Origin of the sequence: Syntrophotalea acetylenivorans (assembly GCF_001887775.1) — a bacterium.
GTDB classification, from domain to species: Bacteria; Desulfobacterota; Desulfuromonadia; order Desulfuromonadales; family Syntrophotaleaceae; genus Syntrophotalea_A; species Syntrophotalea_A acetylenivorans.
Genome location: NZ_CP015519.1, coordinates 1,078,274 through 1,094,920, shown reverse-complemented (window position 1 = coordinate 1,094,920; position 16,647 = coordinate 1,078,274). Strand labels below are relative to the sequence as shown.

Annotated in this window: 16 protein-coding genes and 1 other annotated feature; all 16 genes read left to right on the top strand. The window is 54.5% G+C overall.

Annotated features, from left to right (window positions below):
- Nucleotides 1-126 precede the first annotated feature (126 nt).
- The 16 genes from A7E78_RS05025 (at nucleotide 127) to A7E78_RS04950 (ending at nucleotide 16,589) form a co-directional block, all read left to right on the top strand.
- A complete protein-coding gene (locus tag A7E78_RS05025; RefSeq protein ID WP_072285050.1) occupies nucleotides 127-849 on the top strand; it encodes an isoprenyl transferase in 723 nt (240 codons plus the stop codon).
- 35 nt (nucleotides 850-884) lie between these two features.
- A complete protein-coding gene (locus A7E78_RS05020) occupies nucleotides 885-1,670 on the top strand; it encodes a phosphatidate cytidylyltransferase (RefSeq protein WP_201258038.1) in 786 nt (261 codons plus the stop codon).
- A 64-nt stretch (nucleotides 1,671-1,734) separates the two neighbouring features.
- A complete protein-coding gene (locus A7E78_RS05015) occupies nucleotides 1,735-2,892 on the top strand; it encodes a 1-deoxy-D-xylulose-5-phosphate reductoisomerase (protein ID WP_072283206.1) in 1,158 nt (385 codons plus the stop codon).
- 12 nt (nucleotides 2,893-2,904) lie between these two features.
- Nucleotides 2,905-4,233 carry an RIP metalloprotease RseP gene (gene rseP / locus A7E78_RS05010; protein WP_072283205.1) on the top strand — a complete coding sequence of 443 codons (1,329 nt, stop codon included), beginning with the start codon at nucleotides 2,905-2,907 and terminating at the stop codon, nucleotides 4,231-4,233.
- Complete coding sequence (gene tsaB, locus A7E78_RS05005) at nucleotides 4,230-4,949, top strand: tRNA (adenosine(37)-N6)-threonylcarbamoyltransferase complex dimerization subunit type 1 TsaB (RefSeq protein WP_083552709.1); 720 nt, start codon at nucleotides 4,230-4,232, stop codon at nucleotides 4,947-4,949. Before rseP ends, tsaB begins: the two co-directional genes overlap by 4 nt.
- A gap of 72 nt (nucleotides 4,950-5,021) precedes the next feature.
- Nucleotides 5,022-5,243: a DUF465 domain-containing protein gene (locus A7E78_RS05000; protein WP_072283203.1), complete on the top strand. Its 222-nt coding sequence runs from the start codon at nucleotides 5,022-5,024 to the stop codon at nucleotides 5,241-5,243.
- A gap of 277 nt (nucleotides 5,244-5,520) precedes the next feature.
- Nucleotides 5,521-7,191: a dihydroxy-acid dehydratase gene (ilvD, locus tag A7E78_RS04995; RefSeq protein WP_072283202.1), complete on the top strand. Its 1,671-nt coding sequence runs from the start codon at nucleotides 5,521-5,523 to the stop codon at nucleotides 7,189-7,191.
- Nucleotides 7,192-7,246: 55 nt separating this feature from the next.
- Entirely contained in the window at nucleotides 7,247-8,944 is a 1,698-nt protein-coding gene (gene ilvB, locus A7E78_RS04990) for a biosynthetic-type acetolactate synthase large subunit (RefSeq protein WP_072283201.1), read from the top strand.
- 38 nt (nucleotides 8,945-8,982) lie between these two features.
- Nucleotides 8,983-9,459 (top strand): acetolactate synthase small subunit, encoded by a 477-nt coding sequence (ilvN, locus tag A7E78_RS04985; RefSeq protein WP_072283200.1) that lies wholly within the window; start codon nucleotides 8,983-8,985, stop codon nucleotides 9,457-9,459.
- Nucleotides 9,460-9,681: 222 nt separating this feature from the next.
- Entirely contained in the window at nucleotides 9,682-9,867 is a 186-nt protein-coding gene (locus A7E78_RS04980) for a hypothetical protein (protein ID WP_072283199.1), read from the top strand.
- A gap of 82 nt (nucleotides 9,868-9,949) precedes the next feature.
- Complete coding sequence (locus A7E78_RS04975) at nucleotides 9,950-10,594, top strand: phosphatidylserine decarboxylase family protein (protein ID WP_072283198.1); 645 nt, start codon at nucleotides 9,950-9,952, stop codon at nucleotides 10,592-10,594.
- Nucleotides 10,591-11,349, top strand: coding sequence for a CDP-diacylglycerol--serine O-phosphatidyltransferase (pssA, locus tag A7E78_RS04970; protein ID WP_072283197.1), 759 nt, complete (start codon nucleotides 10,591-10,593; stop codon nucleotides 11,347-11,349). The genes A7E78_RS04975 and pssA overlap by 4 nt, the downstream gene beginning before the upstream one ends.
- Nucleotides 11,350-11,479: 130 nt before the next feature.
- Nucleotides 11,480-11,707, top strand: a binding site (T-box leader).
- Between the two features lie 207 nt (nucleotides 11,708-11,914).
- Nucleotides 11,915-13,453, top strand: coding sequence for a 2-isopropylmalate synthase (locus A7E78_RS04965; protein WP_072283196.1), 1,539 nt, complete (start codon nucleotides 11,915-11,917; stop codon nucleotides 13,451-13,453).
- Between the two features lie 50 nt (nucleotides 13,454-13,503).
- Complete coding sequence (locus tag A7E78_RS04960) at nucleotides 13,504-14,784, top strand: 3-isopropylmalate dehydratase large subunit (RefSeq protein ID WP_072283195.1); 1,281 nt, start codon at nucleotides 13,504-13,506, stop codon at nucleotides 14,782-14,784.
- 42 nt (nucleotides 14,785-14,826) lie between these two features.
- Nucleotides 14,827-15,357 carry a 3-isopropylmalate dehydratase small subunit gene (locus A7E78_RS04955; RefSeq protein WP_072283194.1) on the top strand — a complete coding sequence of 177 codons (531 nt, stop codon included), beginning with the start codon at nucleotides 14,827-14,829 and terminating at the stop codon, nucleotides 15,355-15,357.
- A 167-nt stretch (nucleotides 15,358-15,524) separates the two neighbouring features.
- Nucleotides 15,525-16,589 (top strand): 3-isopropylmalate dehydrogenase, encoded by a 1,065-nt coding sequence (locus A7E78_RS04950; RefSeq protein WP_072283193.1) that lies wholly within the window; start codon nucleotides 15,525-15,527, stop codon nucleotides 16,587-16,589.
- The last annotated feature ends 58 nt before the right edge of the window (nucleotides 16,590-16,647 follow it).

Below are 16,647 nucleotides of genomic sequence, written 5' to 3'. Positions count from 1 at the left end.
CCAAGAGCAGGGGCGCCGTACTCGGCGCCCCTGCTTTCTTTAGGAATATTCACTTGTTGCCGGCCTTTTTAGGTTGTGATAATCTGTAACGATCTGTGGTTGAGCTCTTTGCGGTATCATAAAATCATGCGTATTCCTCAACATCTTGCAATTATTATGGACGGTAACGGTCGTTGGGCTGAACAACGACAAATGCCGCGAATCTTTGGTCACCGACAGGGGGTCGAGACCGTACGGTCTGTGGTCAAGGAATGCCGGGCTCTGGGTGTTCCCCATCTCACCCTGTATGCGTTCAGCTCTGAAAACTGGGGAAGGCCCGCATCCGAGGTCGCCGCGTTGATGGAGTTGCTGGGGTTGTTTCTTGCTCAGGAACTTGAGACCCTGATGGCCGAGGATATTCGTCTGCGGGTTATCGGCAACACTTCTCTGTTGCCTGTAGAAGTACGACAAGTACTGGATGACACGATTAAACGTACCGCCGAAAACAGCCGATTAGTGTTGACCCTTGCTCTATCTTACGGGGCCCGGGATGAGATTCTACGTGCCGTAAAAGGCCTGGCCACAGAAGTGGAAGGGGGCGAACTTGCTATTTCAGACATTGACGAACAGCGATTCAGCGCTGCCCTCGATACCGCCGGCTTGCCGGATCCGGACCTGCTGATTCGCACCAGTGGCGAAATGCGTATCAGCAACTTCCTCCTCTGGCAACTGGCTTATGCTGAACTGTACTTTACCGACGTTTTGTGGCCCGATTTTTCTGCTGATGAATTGCGCCGGGCTTTCGATGACTTTGCTGCAAGGCAGCGACGCTTTGGTCTGACTGCCGCGCAGAGTGTATCTGACAGTTGATGATAAAGGAGTAAAGTCCCATCAAACAACGGATTTTGACAGCGATTATTGCTCTGCCCCTGCTGATTGTAATTATCCAGTTCAGCGGCCCCTTCTGGTTTACCCTGTTTACAAGTCTCATAGCTGCGGTAGCTTTGTATGAATTTTATCATATGGGGTTTGCCGATAAACGGCGGCCGGAGCGCTTTCTGGCTATTGCCTATGGTGCTTTCCTGGTGCCCTTGTGCGCACTGCAGCAGGTTTATGCTCTACAGGCCGGGCTGGTTTTTGCCATGCTTCTTTTTGGCCTGATTTTTCTGTGGCGTTTCAACGACTTGCAACACGTCGTTCAGCAGTTGGCTTTGCTGTTGTTCGGCTTTATTTATGTTCCACTGTTGTTGGGTCATTTGGTGCTGCTTAGGGCTTTACCCTTTGGGCGAGAGTGGATCTACCTGGTGTTGCTGATCGTCATGGCTTCCGATACCGGAGCCTATTTCAGCGGCATCACCCTCGGTCGGCACAAGCTATATCCCGCTATCAGCCCAAATAAAAGCATTGAAGGTTCCATCGGAGGATTGCTTGGCGGGTTGGCCGCAGCTTTTATTGCCAGTTATACCTTTTTTCCCATGCTCGATAGTGTTGATTGTCTGGCCTTGGGCTTGGGGCTGGGGGCCATGTCCCAACTCGGAGATCTTTTTGAGTCCATGGTCAAACGAGCTTGCGGCGTCAAGGATTCCGGAACGGTGATCCCCGGACACGGTGGTATCCTGGATCGACTCGACAGCCTGCTTTTTGCCTTCCCTCTTGCGTTTTATTACGGGTTTTTTCTTTTTAGTCGTTAACGCTCTCATTGTAGGCCGTGTCCTTCGCCCTATAAATAGTGCCCTTGAAAGGTGATCTGGATTGATGAAAAGACTTGGTGTTTTAGGCTCGACCGGGTCGATCGGTGTCAGCACCCTTGAGATAGTCGCCGCTCATCCCGACCAATATCAGGTCGTCAGTCTTTCTGCCGGCAACAATCTGAAGCGCCTTAAGGAACAAATTCAACGCTTTCGACCACAGGTGGTGTCGGTGGTCTGTCCCGATGCGGCGCGCCTTCTGCGGGATGAGCTTGGACCTGATGGTCCCCAGGTTACTTCAGGGGTCGAGGGTCTGATCGCCTGCGCCAGTCATGAGCAGATTGATATGGTGGTGACGGCTGTTGTCGGTTCGGCCGGCTTGGTGCCGACTATGGCTGCCATTGAGGCTGGCAAAGATATTGCCCTGGCCAACAAAGAAACCTTGGTTGTGGCCGGCTCCCTGGTAATGGAAGCGGTGGCCAGAAAAGGGGTGAACCTTTATCCCGTTGACAGTGAACATTCCGCCATCTTTCAGTCCCTTGAGGGGCATCAAAAAAGCGATGTGCGGCGATTGATTCTGACCGCTTCGGGCGGCCCCTTTCGAGACCGGCCGATGGCGGATCTTAATCAGGTTACTCTGGCCGATGCCTTGGCCCATCCCAATTGGGATATGGGCCGCAAGATTACTATCGATTCGGCGACCATGATGAACAAGGGCCTGGAGGTGATCGAGGCACGCTGGCTGTTCGATCTCCCCGCAGAGCAGATTGCGGTGCATATTCATCCGCAAAGCATCGTGCATTCCATGGTTGAATATGTCGATGGCGCGGTTATGGCTCAACTCGGCATACCGGACATGAAAACCCCCATCGCCTATGCTCTGTCTTATCCCGATCGTCTGGCCCTTGACCTTCCGGCCCTGGATCTGTGCGCTCTTAAGAACTTGTCCTTTGCCGAACCGGATTTGGATAAATTCCCCTGCTTGGCTCTGGCTTTTCAGGCTCTGGCGGCCGGTGGCACGGCGCCGGCGGTACTTAACGCAGCCAATGAAATAGCCGTTGATGCCTTTTTGCGGGAACAGATTGGTTTTCTCGATATAGCGGATACAATCGGCAGGGTACTTGACAGTCATGTACCTAATGCTCTCGAACACATTGATGACGCCCTGCGCGCCGATATATGGGGCCGCCAGCAAGCGCGGCTTATTCTGGCGCAAAAGAGCTGACCGGAGGCATCTATGGTAACCATCATCGCCGGCATTATCATGCTCGGCATCCTGGTCTTTATTCATGAGCTTGGCCACTTCGCCGTGGCTAAATTGGCCGGGGTCAAGGTGTTGAAATTCTCTCTGGGGTTCGGGCCGCGGGTCGTCTCCCGCCAGTGGGGTGAAACAGAATACATGATCTGTGCTGTTCCCTTGGGGGGCTATGTGCAGATGCTGGGTGAAGGGGTTCAAGAAAACGAAGAAGACCAGCCATTGAGCGAAGAGGAACGGAGCCGTTCCTTTGCCGAAAAGAGTGTCAGCCGCCGCCTGGCCATCGTTGCCGCCGGACCCTTTATGAATCTGGCCTTGCCCTTTGTGGTACTGCCTTTGGCTTTTCTGGTCGGTATAAATCTGCCGGTTTTTCTCGACCAACCGGCTTGTGTCGGCTATGTGCTGCCGCAATCGCCCGCCGAAGAGGCGGGATTGCTTAGCGGAGATTGCATCGTTGCCGTCGGCGATCAGGCCATCAGTTCCTGGATCGACGCGGATAAGGCCCTCCTTGCTCAGGCCGGGCAACCGACTGTCTTTGATGTGCAACGAGATGGGGCTTACCATGCCATTTCTGTCGCCGCTGATGACAGTAGTGCCGAGGGCCTGCAAGCCTTGGGGCTTGCCCCTTACCAAGACGCTGTTGTCGGTGCCCTTTCTCCCGGCATGCCGGCCCAGAAGTCAGGCTTGCAGGTCGGGGATCGTATTCTGTCTATCGATGGCGAAAATGTTGCTTCATGGTACGATCTGAAGACCATCATCCAACAGGCCGAAGAGGGTACTCAGAATTTTCTTGTTGAGCGAAGCGGCCAACAGTTGGAAATACCGATTGCGCCAATCCGCAGTGATGGTGATGGCGAATATCTGGTCGGTATTGCACCTCAGGTTGAAACCGTATTTAAACGCTTTGCTTTCAAAGAAGCCTTTGCGAAAGGCGCTGCTCGCAGTTGCGATCTGATTGAACTCACCCTGGTCTTTATCCAGAAGTTGGTTCTCGGCAAGGTTTCCAGCCGCAATATCGGTGGGCCGATCACCGTGGTTCAAGTGGCCGGTCAGGCAGCTCAGACCGATTTGGCCAGCATCTTTTCGATTCTGGCGTTTCTCAGTATCCAGCTCGGAATCTTGAATCTTTTCCCCATCCCGATTCTCGATGGCGGTCATCTGCTGTTTGGATTTTTTGAACTGATCTTTCGCCGTCCCTTGCCCTTGCGGGTGCGTGAAATAGCTCAACAGGTCGGTTTGCTATTCATCGTTTTGCTTATGGCTTTAGCCTTTTATAACGATATCCTGAGAATTTTCAACGGAGGACAATGATGGCCGAATGTCTTCTGACTATCGATACTTCGACGCCTGCCGGGAGTGTTGCCCTTAGTCGCGGCGATGAACTTGTCGGCGAAGTGCTGCTTAACCTTCGTTCCACTCACAGCGATCGTTTGCTACCCGCAATGCAGCAGTTGCTTCGCGAAGCCGAGCTATCGTTGGCCGAACTCGATGCTTTTGGCGTCGTCCTTGGTCCTGGCTCCTTTACGGGCTTACGGGTAGGGGTCGCGACGGTCAAGGGGCTCGCGCTGGCCACTGGAAAGCCCGTCGTCGGAGTTTCTTCTCTGCAAACTCTGGCACTGCAGGCGCCTTATCCTGCCTATCCGGTGAGTGTTTGGCTCGATGCCCGTAAGCAGGAGATCTATGCAGGACGATACCACTGGGAGGGAGGGCTTCCTGTTGCCCTCGATGAGGAGCGTGTTGCTCCGCCGGAGGTATTGCTTGAGGAAGTATCCGAGGAAATGTTATTTGTCGGTAGTGGCGCCGTAGCGTATCGCTCTTTGATCGTCCGGCGGCTTGGTTCACGGGCTCACTTTGTGCCCTGGCCGTTGCAGCAGCCTCGCGCTTCTTCTGCAGCTGCTTTGGCGCTGTCGGCTTTTCGCAACCGGGAGACTATTCCTCTGGAGGTTCTTGAACCCCGATATATTCGTCTTTCAGAGGCAGAAATCATGCTGGCCAAACGACCTGCAGACAGTCCGATTGAAGGTTGACAAGGTTAGAGCGTTTCGCTATTTTAAAAGTGGATTTTTCGCTCTTTGTCAACCCTTGCAGGGAGGTGCTGAATGGAAGGACAGGATCTGGCTTCACTCCAGCAGTTGTGCGACGAACGTCCCCGTTTTCGTCTGCTCTTTGAAGAGCATCTGCTCTTGGAAAAACAGCTGACAATGTTAGACCAAAAACCTCATTTGACCCCTGAAGAAGAGCTTGAACGCAAAAAAATTCAAAAATTGAAATTGGCTGGGAAGGACGAAATGGAGCACATTAAGCGGGAGTGGACACAGTAGATTTTCCCGATACCGGTTGTGAAAGGGTTTGGGCTGGTTGCCCAAACCCTTTCTACATTGGGGCCTGTTTTACTTTGACCAAACTCTTGTTTATTGATCTGGCTTGCGCTGCAGGTCGCACTTAACCATGCGATGAAGGATTAGGCGCTGTTGCCGGCAGCCCTTTGGCAATAAAGGCAAGTGCCGCGTCACTTTAATTTTGAACGCGGTGCTGGACAAGAATGGCTTATACACTGATTTTTTGAAACTTATCTGTACATAGAAAGGCTCTGATCGTATGACAAGCAAGCGTAGCGATGCAATCACTCAAGGCTTTGAACGCGCACCCCACCGTGCTCTGTTACTCGGTACCGGCATTCCCCGCTCCGAAATGGGCAAGCCCCTGATCGGAATCGCCACTTCCTTCACCGACCTGATTCCCGGTCATATCGGCATGCGCGACCTGGAGCGTTTTATCGAAAAAGGGGTGCATACCGGAGGAGGCTATTCCTTCCTGTTCGGTATTCCCGGCGTCTGCGACGGCATCGCCATGGGCCATAAGGGCATGCACTATTCGCTCTCCACCCGCGAGCTGATCGCCGATATGGTCGAGTCCATTACCGAGGCTCATCGTCTCGACGGCCTGGTACTGCTGACCAATTGCGACAAGATCACTCCCGGCATGCTTATGGCGGCAGCCCGTCTCGACATTCCGAGCATCGTGGTCACTGCCGGACCGATGCAGACCGGCGCCGGCCGGGGAGGGCGACGCTACTCCTTCATTACCGACACCTTCGAAGCCATGGCTCGCTACAAGGCTGGCGACATCGACGAACAGGAGTTGACCAGTTGCGAGGAAAAGGCCTGCCCGGGAGCCGGTTCCTGCCAGGGGTTGTTTACCGCCAACACCATGGCCATTCTTACCGAAACTCTCGGTATGAGCCTGCCCGCTTGCGGTACCGCTCTGGCAATCTCCTCGCTGAAGCGGCGTATCGCTTTTGCTTCCGGCGAGCGAATCGTCGATCTGGTTCGCGAAGGGATCACCCCTCGCCAGATTTTGACCCGGGAGGCCTTTGAGAACGCCATACGCGTCGATCTCGCTCTCGGCGGTTCGAGTAATACGGTACTGCACCTGCTCTCCATTGCCCATGAAGCTGGAGTCGATGTTCCCCTTGAACTGTTCGACGAGCTGAGTCTTACCACGCCTCAACTGGCGTCCATGAATCCCGGCGGCAAACACTTCATGGAGGATCTCGATGCAGCTGGGGGTGTTCCCGGGGTGTTGTATCAGCTCGGCGATTTGGTTAAAGATAATCCGACCCTGAGCGGTGCAACCGTTAAGGAACTGGTGGCCTCGGTGGATTCCGTCGACGAGACGGTTATTCAGCCCATGAACAACCCGGTGCGCCAGGAAGGAGGAATTGCCATCCTCAGCGGCAACCTCGCTCCTCTTGGTGCGGTGGTGAAGCAGTCCGGTGTTTCGGAAAAGATGATGAAATTCGAGGGTCGCGCCCGCTGTTTCGACTCCGAGGAACAGGCCATGGAAGCCCTGATGGGTGGGAAGATCGTGGCCGGTGACCTGGTGGTTATCCGCTACGAGGGTCCCAAGGGTGGACCGGGTATGCGTGAGATGCTGGCTCCCACGGCGACCCTTATGGGCCTTGGCCTCGGCGACAGCGTGGCGTTGATCACCGACGGTCGTTTCTCCGGCGGTACCCGCGGTCCCTGCATCGGGCACATCTCGCCCGAAGCTGCGGTTGGCGGGCCGATTGCTCTGGTTGAAGACGGCGATGTCATCCGTCTCGATATTCCCTCCCGCACTCTCGAGGTGTTGGTAGACGATGCGGAGATGGAAAAACGACGCGCCAGCTGGCAGCGCCCCGAACCGAAAATTAAGAAGGGCTGGTTGTCGCGTTATGCCGCTCTGGTAACTTCGGCCAATACCGGAGCGATCTGTAAGGCTGACTGAACTGAGCGGGATTTCTATTAAGTTTTGCTGTGCATAAATCGGTAGGAGGCTGTTTGTGAAAAAAACCGGATCACAGATTTTGTTGGAATGCTTGCAGCAGGAAGGGGTCGATACCGTTTTCGGCTACCCGGGCGGCACGGTTATCAACATCTACCACGATATTGCGGATTATCCCATCGATCATATCCTGACGCGCCATGAACAGGCTGCGGTGCATGCCGCCGACGGTTATGCGCGCACCACCGGTAAGGTCGGTGTGGCCATCGCTACCAGCGGGCCTGGAGCAACCAACACCGTAACCGGTATCGCTACCGCTTATATGGACTCGGTGCCGATGGTCATCATCACCGGTCAGGTGCCGACGCCTCTAATTGGCAACGACGCCTTTCAGGAAGTCGATATTGTCGGTATCACCCGTTCCATTACCAAGCACAACTATCTGGTACAGGACATCAAGGATTTGGCCCGTATCGTCAAGCAGGCCTTTTATATCGCCCGCACCGGCCGGCCCGGTCCGGTGCTGATCGACCTGCCCAAAGATATTCAGGTTGCCAGTGCCAAGTTCGAATATCCGGAGAAAGTCGAACTGCGGGGTTACAAGCCGACCTACAGCGGCAATGTTCGCCAAATCGAGAAGGCGGCCAGTATGATTCTGGCAGCGCGTAAGCCCGTGGTCTATGTCGGCGGCGGTGCTACCGGAGCCGATGCTTCCGAAGACCTGCTGGCCTTTGCCGAGATGACCCAGTTACCGGTAACCACCACCCTGATGGGTATGGCTGCTTTTCCCCAGCGTCACCCTCAAGCCCTTGGCATGCTCGGCATGCATGGCACCTATTACGCCAACATGGCAGTGACCAATTCCGATCTGCTTATTGCGGTGGGAGCCCGTTTCGATGACCGTGTAACCGGTAAAATTGCTTCTTTTGCCCCTCACGCCAAGATTATTCATATTGATATCGATCCTACCTCCATCAAGAAGAACGTTCGGGTCGACCTGCCTATTGTCGGCGAGCTTAAGGATGTGTTGAATAATCTCAGCGCCACTTTGAGCAAGCAGTCCGAGAAGTTGGCGGCCATGATTGAAAGCTCAGCCGGATGGAGAGCAGAGATTGCTGATTGGAAGAGCAGCCATCCTATGGCTTATCAGCCTAGCGATACTGTCATCAAACCCCAGTATGTGATCGAACAGCTGCGGGAGTTGACCTCCGATGATGCCATCATCACTACCGAAGTCGGTCAGCATCAGATGTGGACGGCTCAATTCTTTTCTTTTAGCCAGCCTCGTACCTTCCTTTCCTCCGGAGGGTTGGGGACCATGGGCTATGGGTTGCCGGCGGCTGTCGGTGCCCAGGCGGCCTTCCCCGAACGGCAGGTTATAGATATCTCCGGGGACGGCTCCTTTCAGATGAACTCCCAGGAGCTTGCAACTCTGGTTCAATACAAGTTGCCGGTGAAGATCGCCATTCTCAATAATAATTATCTGGGTATGGTGCGCCAGTGGCAGGAGATGTTCTTTGATCGCCGTTACAGCGAGACCCCCATGGAGTTGCCCATCGATTTCGTCAAGCTGGCTGAAGCCTATGGTGCTACCGGGCTGCGTGCTACGAAGCCTGAAGAAGTCGGCGAGGTAATTCAAAAGGCCTTGGCAACCCCTGGTCCCGTGCTGATGGAATTCAAGGTCGATCGGGAAGAAAATGTTCTGCCCATGGTGCCGGCCGGTGCAGCAATCAACGAGATGGTGCTTGCTTCCTAGTCGGTGGCCTGCGCGAATTAATGGAGTGCTTTGAAACCATGAAACATACCATTTCGGTTTTAGTGGAAAATGAATTTGGTGTCTTAACCCGAGTCGCCGGTCTGTTCTCTGGCCGAGGCTTTAACATCGAGAGCCTGTCCGTGGCACCGACCTTGGACCCGAGTGTTTCTCGAATGACCATTGTCACTCGCGGTGACGATCGGATTCTGGAGCAGGTCAACAAGCAGCTCAATAAATTGATCGATACCATCAAAGTCACGGATTTCACCGGTCAGGACTATGTCGAGCGGGAGATGGCCCTGGTCAAGGTGACTGCTGAAGAAGATACCCGGGCAGAAGTTCTACGCATCGCCGATATCTTCCGTGCCCGCGTGGTTGATGTCACGCCCCGTTCCTATACCTTGGAAATAACTGGCGCTCCGACCAAACTTGACGCGGTAATCGATTTGCTCAAGCCTATGGGTATCAAAGAACTGGTGCGTTCCGGTCCGGTGGTCATGGGTCGCGGGCAATAAGGACTCTACAGTTCGTAGAGGATATTTGTCCATTGAGGTTAATTATGACAAGGATGCAGATCTCGGTATACTTACCGGCAGAACGGTAGCGGTCATTGGTTACATCAGCCAAGGCCATGCTAGCAACTAGCGTGGCAGCGGCATTGAGGTGGTTGTCGTGTTGCGGTCGGGTAGTCCTTCCGGCTCCAGCCGTCAGCCTGCATTGACTTATGCAAAGAATCCATGCGGGAGATCCTTCATGAGATTCAAGATGGGACTTTTGCCAGGGACTTCATTCTTGAAAACCAGGCCGGTCTGCCGGTTATTACCGTTCGCCGACGCCAGGGTGCCGAACACCTTGTCGAGGAGATCGGGGACCGCCTGCGAGGTATGATGAACTGGCTTGACGACGATACGTCGAAAAAGTAGTTTCTTTTATTAACCCGCCGGGCTAGAGCGTCAGGAGACCCCTTTCGACTCATCGGCGCGGTTCAGTCGAGGATATTTAACCATGAAAAACCAGCATCAGCCTGTTGCTTCGGAAGGTTACCCTTTTATTGGCTTGTTTGCTTTTGTTACCCTGGTCTTTGCATTGCTCAATTGGGGGTTTCTGACTGTCCTGGCGTTAGCCTTGACCTTGTTTACCGTCTACTTCTTCCGCAACCCTGAACGACATGTGGAGGCTGAGGACTCGGCTGTAATTTCACCGGCCGACGGAAAAGTGGTCTTTGTCGGCCCGGTTACCGAGGAGCGCTATTTCAAGAGCGAGGCGATCAAGGTCAGCATTTTCATGTCTGTCTTTGATGTTCATGTGAATCGGGCACCTTGCGACGGTAAAGTCATCGATAAATTCTACAACAAAGGTGAGTTTTTCAACGCCGCGCTGGATAAGGCCAGTTTACAGAACGAGCAGGCCGGTACCCTCCTCGAACATCCATCGGGCAAACAATTGCTGTTTGTACAGATTGCCGGATTGATTGCTCGCCGGATCGTTGTTTATCCGCAGGTTGGTGACCTCCTCAAGCGGGGTATGCGCTGCGGTCTGATTCGCTTTGGCTCCCGGGTGGATGTTTACTTCCCGGCCGATTCCGATGTGCTGATCAAAGTCGGAGACCGGGCCAAAGCGGGTGAAACCATTCTAGGTTACCTGAAATGAGTGGACCAACTCCCCCGTTTGATCGCCGGGAGGGTTTGCGCAAGGGGGTCTACCTCCTGCCTAATCTCTTTACTACCGGTAGCTTGTTTGCCGGCTTTTACGGCATAATCGCAACCATGAACGGTCGCTATGACGTGGCTGCCTGGTTCATCCTCATTTCATCGATTTTTGATGCACTTGATGGAAAAGTAGCCCGAATGACCGGCACCACCAGCCGCTTCGGTGTGGAGTACGATTCACTCGCCGATTTGGTGGCTTTTGGAGTTGCTCCCGGCCTGCTTATGTATTCCTGGGCCCTTAAACCCTTTGGCAAACTGGGATGGCTTGCTGCATTCCTTTATGTGGTCTGCGGTGCATTGCGTCTGGCGCGGTTTAATGTTCAGGTTGACACCGTCGAGTCGAAGCGCTTTTTGGGGCTGCCGATTCCTGCCGCGGCCAGCATGGTAGCCACCTGTGTACTGCTTTTTTACCATCTGGGGGGCTCGGGCAGTATTCGCAAGGTATCGGTTCTGATCCTTATCTATGTCCTGGCGCTACTCATGGTCAGCAATGTGCGCTATTACTCCTTTAAGGATCCTGATCTGGTCAAGCGCCAACCTTTCGGTTTTCTGGTGCTGCTGATCTTTCTGATCATTGTGGTGGTGGCTGAGCCGCAGATTATGCTGTTTTCCCTAATGAGTTGTTATGCTCTATCCGGGCCAGCCAGTTATTTGTTCCGTCTGCCGCTTCTGCGACGTCTGCACAAGGGACGGTGAGGAGGGACGAAGTTTTAGTTCACCGAAAGGCTGTTTTGTCTGCCTTAAAATCGACGCCATTACAAGGTGTTCGACGCAATAGACCTTGACACGTTCGGGGGCAATCTGGTTTAAATGGCCTCAGATCATTGGAAAGGCGTTGATGAGGAGTAGTAGGCTTATCCCCTGTTAAAGAGAGCCGGCGGTTGCTGCAAGCCGGTACAGGGATGGTTGAACTCGCCTCGGAGCTGCGCTGGTGAAGCGGATATTTACCATATGCCGTTAGCCAGTGCCGTCAGCCCGCGTAAAGGGCCAACGAAGAGTCGCTACGGCGGCTGAATCAGGGTGGTACCGCGAAGCTGAAGCTCTCGCCCCTGTTTTTGGGCGGGCGCTTTTTTTTGTCTAAGGGCACCCGAAGGATTGTTTAAACCATGACGCGGAAAGGAGGTGGTCTTGTGGAATCGGACCTGAGTGAGCTGGGAATACCCAGCCATCAGCCACGACAACGAGGTTTTCTACTTAGTGATTCGACACAGGGCTGCCCCGGCCGTCGAGTCGGACGATAAACAGATTTTCTGGAGGTCACATGGATAACGTTAAAACCATCAAGATTTTCGATACTACCTTACGCGACGGCGAGCAATCTCCCGGTGCCAGCATGAATATCGACGAGAAGTTGCGCATCGCTGCGCAGCTTGAAAAACTAAACGTCGATGTGATTGAAGCCGGTTTTCCTATTGCCTCGGAAGGGGATTTCGAAGCTGTTAAACGGGTGGCCAAGGCAACTCACCATAGTCAGATCGCGGGTCTGAGCCGTGCTAATGACAAGGATATCGACTGTGCCTGGAAGGCTCTTAAGCCTGCTGGAGAACGCGCCCGGATTCATACGTTTATCGCCACCAGTGATATTCACATGAAATACAAGCTCAAGATGAGTGAGCAACAGGTGATCGATACTGCGGTGGCCGCTGTTAAACGGGCCGCGGGTTATACGCCCAACGTTGAATTTTCCGCTGAAGACGCGGTGCGGACGCGATTGCCCTTCTTGGCGCAGGTGGTAGAAGAGGTTATCGCCGCCGGCGCCAAGGTGGTCAATATCCCCGATACCGTTGGCTATACGATTCCCTCTGAGTACTTCAACATCATCCAGTACCTCAAGGAAAATGTGTCCAATGTCGAGCAGGCCATTCTTTCGGTACATTGCCACAATGACCTGGGACTGGCGGTAGCCAATTCCCTGGCGGCGGTGCAGGCCGGTGCCGGACAGGTCGAGTGCACCATCAACGGTATAGGCGAACGGGCCGGAAACTGCTCTCTTGAGGAGATTGTCATGGCCTTGAGGACCCGTCAGGATATCATGCCTTTTAAAACCGATGTGGTCACCGAACATATCTACGCCAGCAGTAAGCTTTTGTCGACTATCACCGGTATCGTGGTTCAGCCTAACAAGGCGATCGTGGGTGCGAACGCTTTCGCCCACGAAGCAGGTATTCATCAGCATGGCATGCTGATGGAAAAGTCGACCTACGAAATCATGACTCCCGAGTCCATCGGCTTGACCCAAAACAAATTGGTGCTCGGCAAGCATTCCGGGCGTCACGCCTTCGGGATGCGGCTCACTGAGCTTGGCTACGAGTTGAACAAGGAAGATCTCAATAAGGCTTTTGTTCGCTTTAAGGCCCTGGCCGATAAAAAGAAGGATATCTACGACGAAGACCTCGACGCCATTGTCGCCGATGAGATCGTTCGGATCGACGAGCGCTACAAACTGGTGGAGATGAACATCGCCTCCGGCTCTTTTGCCGCGCCAACGGCTACCGTGGCCATGGAAGTCGACGGCAAGGTCAAAAAGACTGCTGTCATGGGCAGCGGTCCCGTTGATGCAACCTTCAAGGCCATCAAGAAGCTGACCAAGAGTCAGGCTAAACTGATCGACTTTACCGTTGGTGCCATCACCGGCGGCACCGATGCTCAAGGTGAATGTACCGTGCGCCTTAAGTTCGAAGGTCGTGAAGTTCTCGGACAGGGAGCTCACCTCGACATCATTGTCGCCAGTGCCAAGGCCTATATTAATGCTTTGAACAAGCTCGTCAGCGTGCTGCAACGTACTGCCGGCGGTCTTTAACGAACAGGCTCCGTCTGACACGGGGCTGCAGATATCCAAGGAGTAAGTAGATGGGACAAACTATCGCACAAAAAATCTTCGCCGCACATCTGCGGGATGAGCCTTTTGACGGAACTTACGTGCTTGATCTCGACCGGGTGCTCTGTCACGAGATTACTACGCCAGTGGCTATTGCAGACCTGGAGTGGCGGGGCAAGGACCGGGTCTTCGATCCGAGCAAGATCAAGGCGGTCATCGATCATGTGACCCCGGCTAAAGACAGCAAGACCGCTATTCAAGGCAAGATTCTCCGGGAATGGGCGGGGCGCCACGAGATTCCCGACTTTTTTGATGTGGGTCAGAACGGCGTCTGTCATGTGCTGTTTCCGGAAAAGGGCTTCATCCGCCCCGGCTACACGGTGATCATGGGTGATAGCCACACCTGCACCCACGGCGCTTTTGGCGCCTTTGCCGCCGGGGTTGGCACCACCGACCTGGAGGTGGGGATTCTCAAGGGAGTTTGCGCCTTTCGCAAGCCGGCCAGCATCCTCGTCAATATCAGCGGCCAATTGCAGGACCAGGTCGTATCCAAGGATGTGATTCTCAACGTCATTAAACAGCTTGGCGTCAACGGCGCCACGGACCACGTTATCGAATTCCGCGGTCCGGTGGTCGATGCCATGAGCATGGACGCGCGCATGACCCTGACCAACATGGCCATCGAGGCCGGTGGCACTTGCGGCATCTGCTGGCCCGATCAAGTAACCGTTGACTATCTCTGGCCCTTCATATCCGAGGAGTATGCCAGTAAGGAAGCGGCCCTGGCCGATTTCAGCAAGTGGCATTCGGACCCTGACGCCGAGTACGACCGGGTACTGGATATCGATGTCACCGATTTGGAGCCTCAGGTGACCTACGACTATAAGCCTGATTGTGTCAAAACCGCCCGCGAGATGAAGGACGCGCCTATCGATCAGGTCTACATCGGTACCTGCACCAACGGCCGTCTTGAAGATCTGCAGCAGGCTGCCGAAGTGCTTAAGGGCCGGAAGCTGGCGCCGGGTGTGCGCGGTATTCTGTCGCCTGCTTCACCGAAGATTTTCCGCGAAGCCATGGATCAGGGCATTCTCGCCATCTTTATGGAAGCCGGTTTTTGCATCACCAACCCGACCTGCGGTGCCTGCCTCGGGATGAGCAACGGCGTTCTGGCTCCTGGCGAAGCCTGCGCCGCTACCAGCAACCGTAACTTCCAGGGTCGTATGGGCCAGGGGGGGATGGTGCATCTCATGAGCCCCGCCACCGCCGCGGCCAGCGGGATCAAAGGGGTTGTTACCGATCCGCGCGATATTTAAACCCGGATTTAGCGAATTTCAAATCCGCAAAGGAGCAAAGCGATGAATAGAACCTTTGGCGGCCCGGCGATTTACCTCGACCGGTCCGATATCAATACCGACGAAATCATTCCGGCTCGTTACCTCACCGAGGTAACCAAGGATGCCCTTAAACCCTACCTTTTGGAAGATCTGACTCTGGAGGGTTTCGATCCTCAAGGTGAGCCTTTGCAGCAGGCTGGGGTAATCATTACCCGCAAGAATTTCGGCTGCGGTTCATCCCGCGAGCATGCCCCCTGGGCCTTGGAAGTTAACGGCATCTATACGGTCATTGCCGAGGGCTATGCCCGTATCTTCCGCCAGAACATGTTCAATTGTGGCATGCTGGCCATCGAAATGCCTGCCTCGGACATCGATCGTCTCTTTGCGCTTCAGCAGCAGGGTGGGGTGGAGATCTCTATCGATCTGGTAGCTCAAAAGCTGACGGCCAAGGCTGGCGAAAAAGAGGAAAACTTTCAGTTTCCTCTGACCCCTTTCGACAAGGCTCTGGTCGAAGCCGGCGGCTGGGTCGAATTCGCCGACGCCCGTTATTAGACGTCTGCTGAAGAAGCGCGCTGTTTTCAGGCGCTGCGGGAGTAGCCAAAAGATTTGACAATCCATTGGCCGGGCTCTATAGTAGCGCCCAGCGAGGGGCCTTGGTGCCCCGGCCAGAACGTTTTTTAGATAACTCGACTTCGACCTAAAGAAAGGAACAGTCAGAGATGAAATCCTACAATATTGCCCTGATGCCCGGTGACGGTACCGGCCCCGAAGTACTTGTAGAGGGGGTTAAGGTCCTCGACGCCGTAGCTTCCAAGTTCGGCTTCAAGCTCAACTACGAAAACTACGATTTCGGCGGCGAGCGCTACATGAAAACCGGTGAGTGTCTGCCCGACAATGCCGTTGACGAACTGAAGAAGCACGACAGCATCTTCCTCGGCGCCATCGGTCACCCTGACGTCAAGCCCGGCATCCTCGAGCTCGGTATCCTGCTCAAGCTGCGTTTCGCTCTTGACCAGTACATCAACCTGCGTCCGGTCAAGCTCTACCCCAATGTCGAGACTCCGCTCAAGGACAAAGGTCCCGAGCATATCGATTTTACCGTTATCCGTGAAAACACCGGCGGTATCTACACCGGCATGGGCGGCGCTGCCATGGTTGGCACTCCCAACGAAGTGGCTACGCAGGTCATGGTCTATACCCGCCCGGTAGTCGAGCGCTGCCTGCGCTATGCTTACGAATATACCCGCAAGCGGAACAAGAACAAGACCTTGACCCTGGTTCACAAGTGCAACGTTCTGACCCACGTTGGCGATCTCTGGGTGCGCGCTCACAAGGAAATCGGTGACGCCGAATTCCAGGATATCAAGCAGGACTACAATCATGTCGATGCTGCCACCATGTGGATGGTCAAGAGCCCCGAGTTCTACGACGTCATCGTCACCTCCAACCTGTTCGGCGACATCATCACCGACCTCGGTGCTATGATTCAGGGCGGCATGGGCATCGCCGCCGGCGGTAACATCAACCCCGAAGGCGTTTCCATGTTCGAGCCCATCGGCGGCAGCGCGCCCAAGTATACCGGCAAGAACATCATCAATCCCCTGGCGGCTATTTGTTCCGGCGGCATGATGCTCGAAACCCTCGGTGAAGACGCAGCGGCGAAGGCCATCGATCAGGCGGTCAACGACGCCATGGCTTCCGGCAAGATCAAGAGCCTGTCCGCAGGTAAAATGGGTATGAGCACTACCGAAGTGGGCGATTTCGTCGCTTCCCTGATCAAGTAAGGGGTCGCACAATCCCCAGGACTTCCTGGAGTGATATAATCCCTCGTTTCCAACTGGA

Excerpts from the sequence above, each read along its gene's own strand:
- A7E78_RS04955 (WP_072283194.1), top strand. The coding sequence starts at position 14,827 with ATGAATAGAACCTTTGGCGGCCCGGCGATTTACCTCGACCGGTCCGAT.
- pssA (WP_072283197.1), top strand. The coding sequence starts at position 10,591 with ATGAGTGGACCAACTCCCCCGTTTGATCGCCGGGAGGGTTTGCGCAAG.
- A7E78_RS05000 (WP_072283203.1), top strand. The coding sequence starts at position 5,022 with ATGGAAGGACAGGATCTGGCTTCACTCCAGCAGTTGTGCGACGAACGT.
- A7E78_RS04950 (WP_072283193.1), top strand. The coding sequence starts at position 15,525 with ATGAAATCCTACAATATTGCCCTGATGCCCGGTGACGGTACCGGCCCC.
- tsaB (WP_083552709.1), top strand. The coding sequence starts at position 4,230 with ATGATGGCCGAATGTCTTCTGACTATCGATACTTCGACGCCTGCCGGG.
- A7E78_RS05015 (WP_072283206.1), top strand. The coding sequence starts at position 1,735 with ATGAAAAGACTTGGTGTTTTAGGCTCGACCGGGTCGATCGGTGTCAGC.
- A7E78_RS04980 (WP_072283199.1), top strand. The coding sequence starts at position 9,682 with ATGCGGGAGATCCTTCATGAGATTCAAGATGGGACTTTTGCCAGGGAC.
- ilvD (WP_072283202.1), top strand. The coding sequence starts at position 5,521 with ATGACAAGCAAGCGTAGCGATGCAATCACTCAAGGCTTTGAACGCGCA.
- A7E78_RS05025 (WP_072285050.1), top strand. The coding sequence starts at position 127 with ATGCGTATTCCTCAACATCTTGCAATTATTATGGACGGTAACGGTCGT.
- ilvN (WP_072283200.1), top strand. The coding sequence starts at position 8,983 with ATGAAACATACCATTTCGGTTTTAGTGGAAAATGAATTTGGTGTCTTA.
- A7E78_RS04960 (WP_072283195.1), top strand. The coding sequence starts at position 13,504 with ATGGGACAAACTATCGCACAAAAAATCTTCGCCGCACATCTGCGGGAT.
- A7E78_RS04965 (WP_072283196.1), top strand. The coding sequence starts at position 11,915 with ATGGATAACGTTAAAACCATCAAGATTTTCGATACTACCTTACGCGAC.
- A7E78_RS04975 (WP_072283198.1), top strand. The coding sequence starts at position 9,950 with ATGAAAAACCAGCATCAGCCTGTTGCTTCGGAAGGTTACCCTTTTATT.
- rseP (WP_072283205.1), top strand. The coding sequence starts at position 2,905 with ATGGTAACCATCATCGCCGGCATTATCATGCTCGGCATCCTGGTCTTT.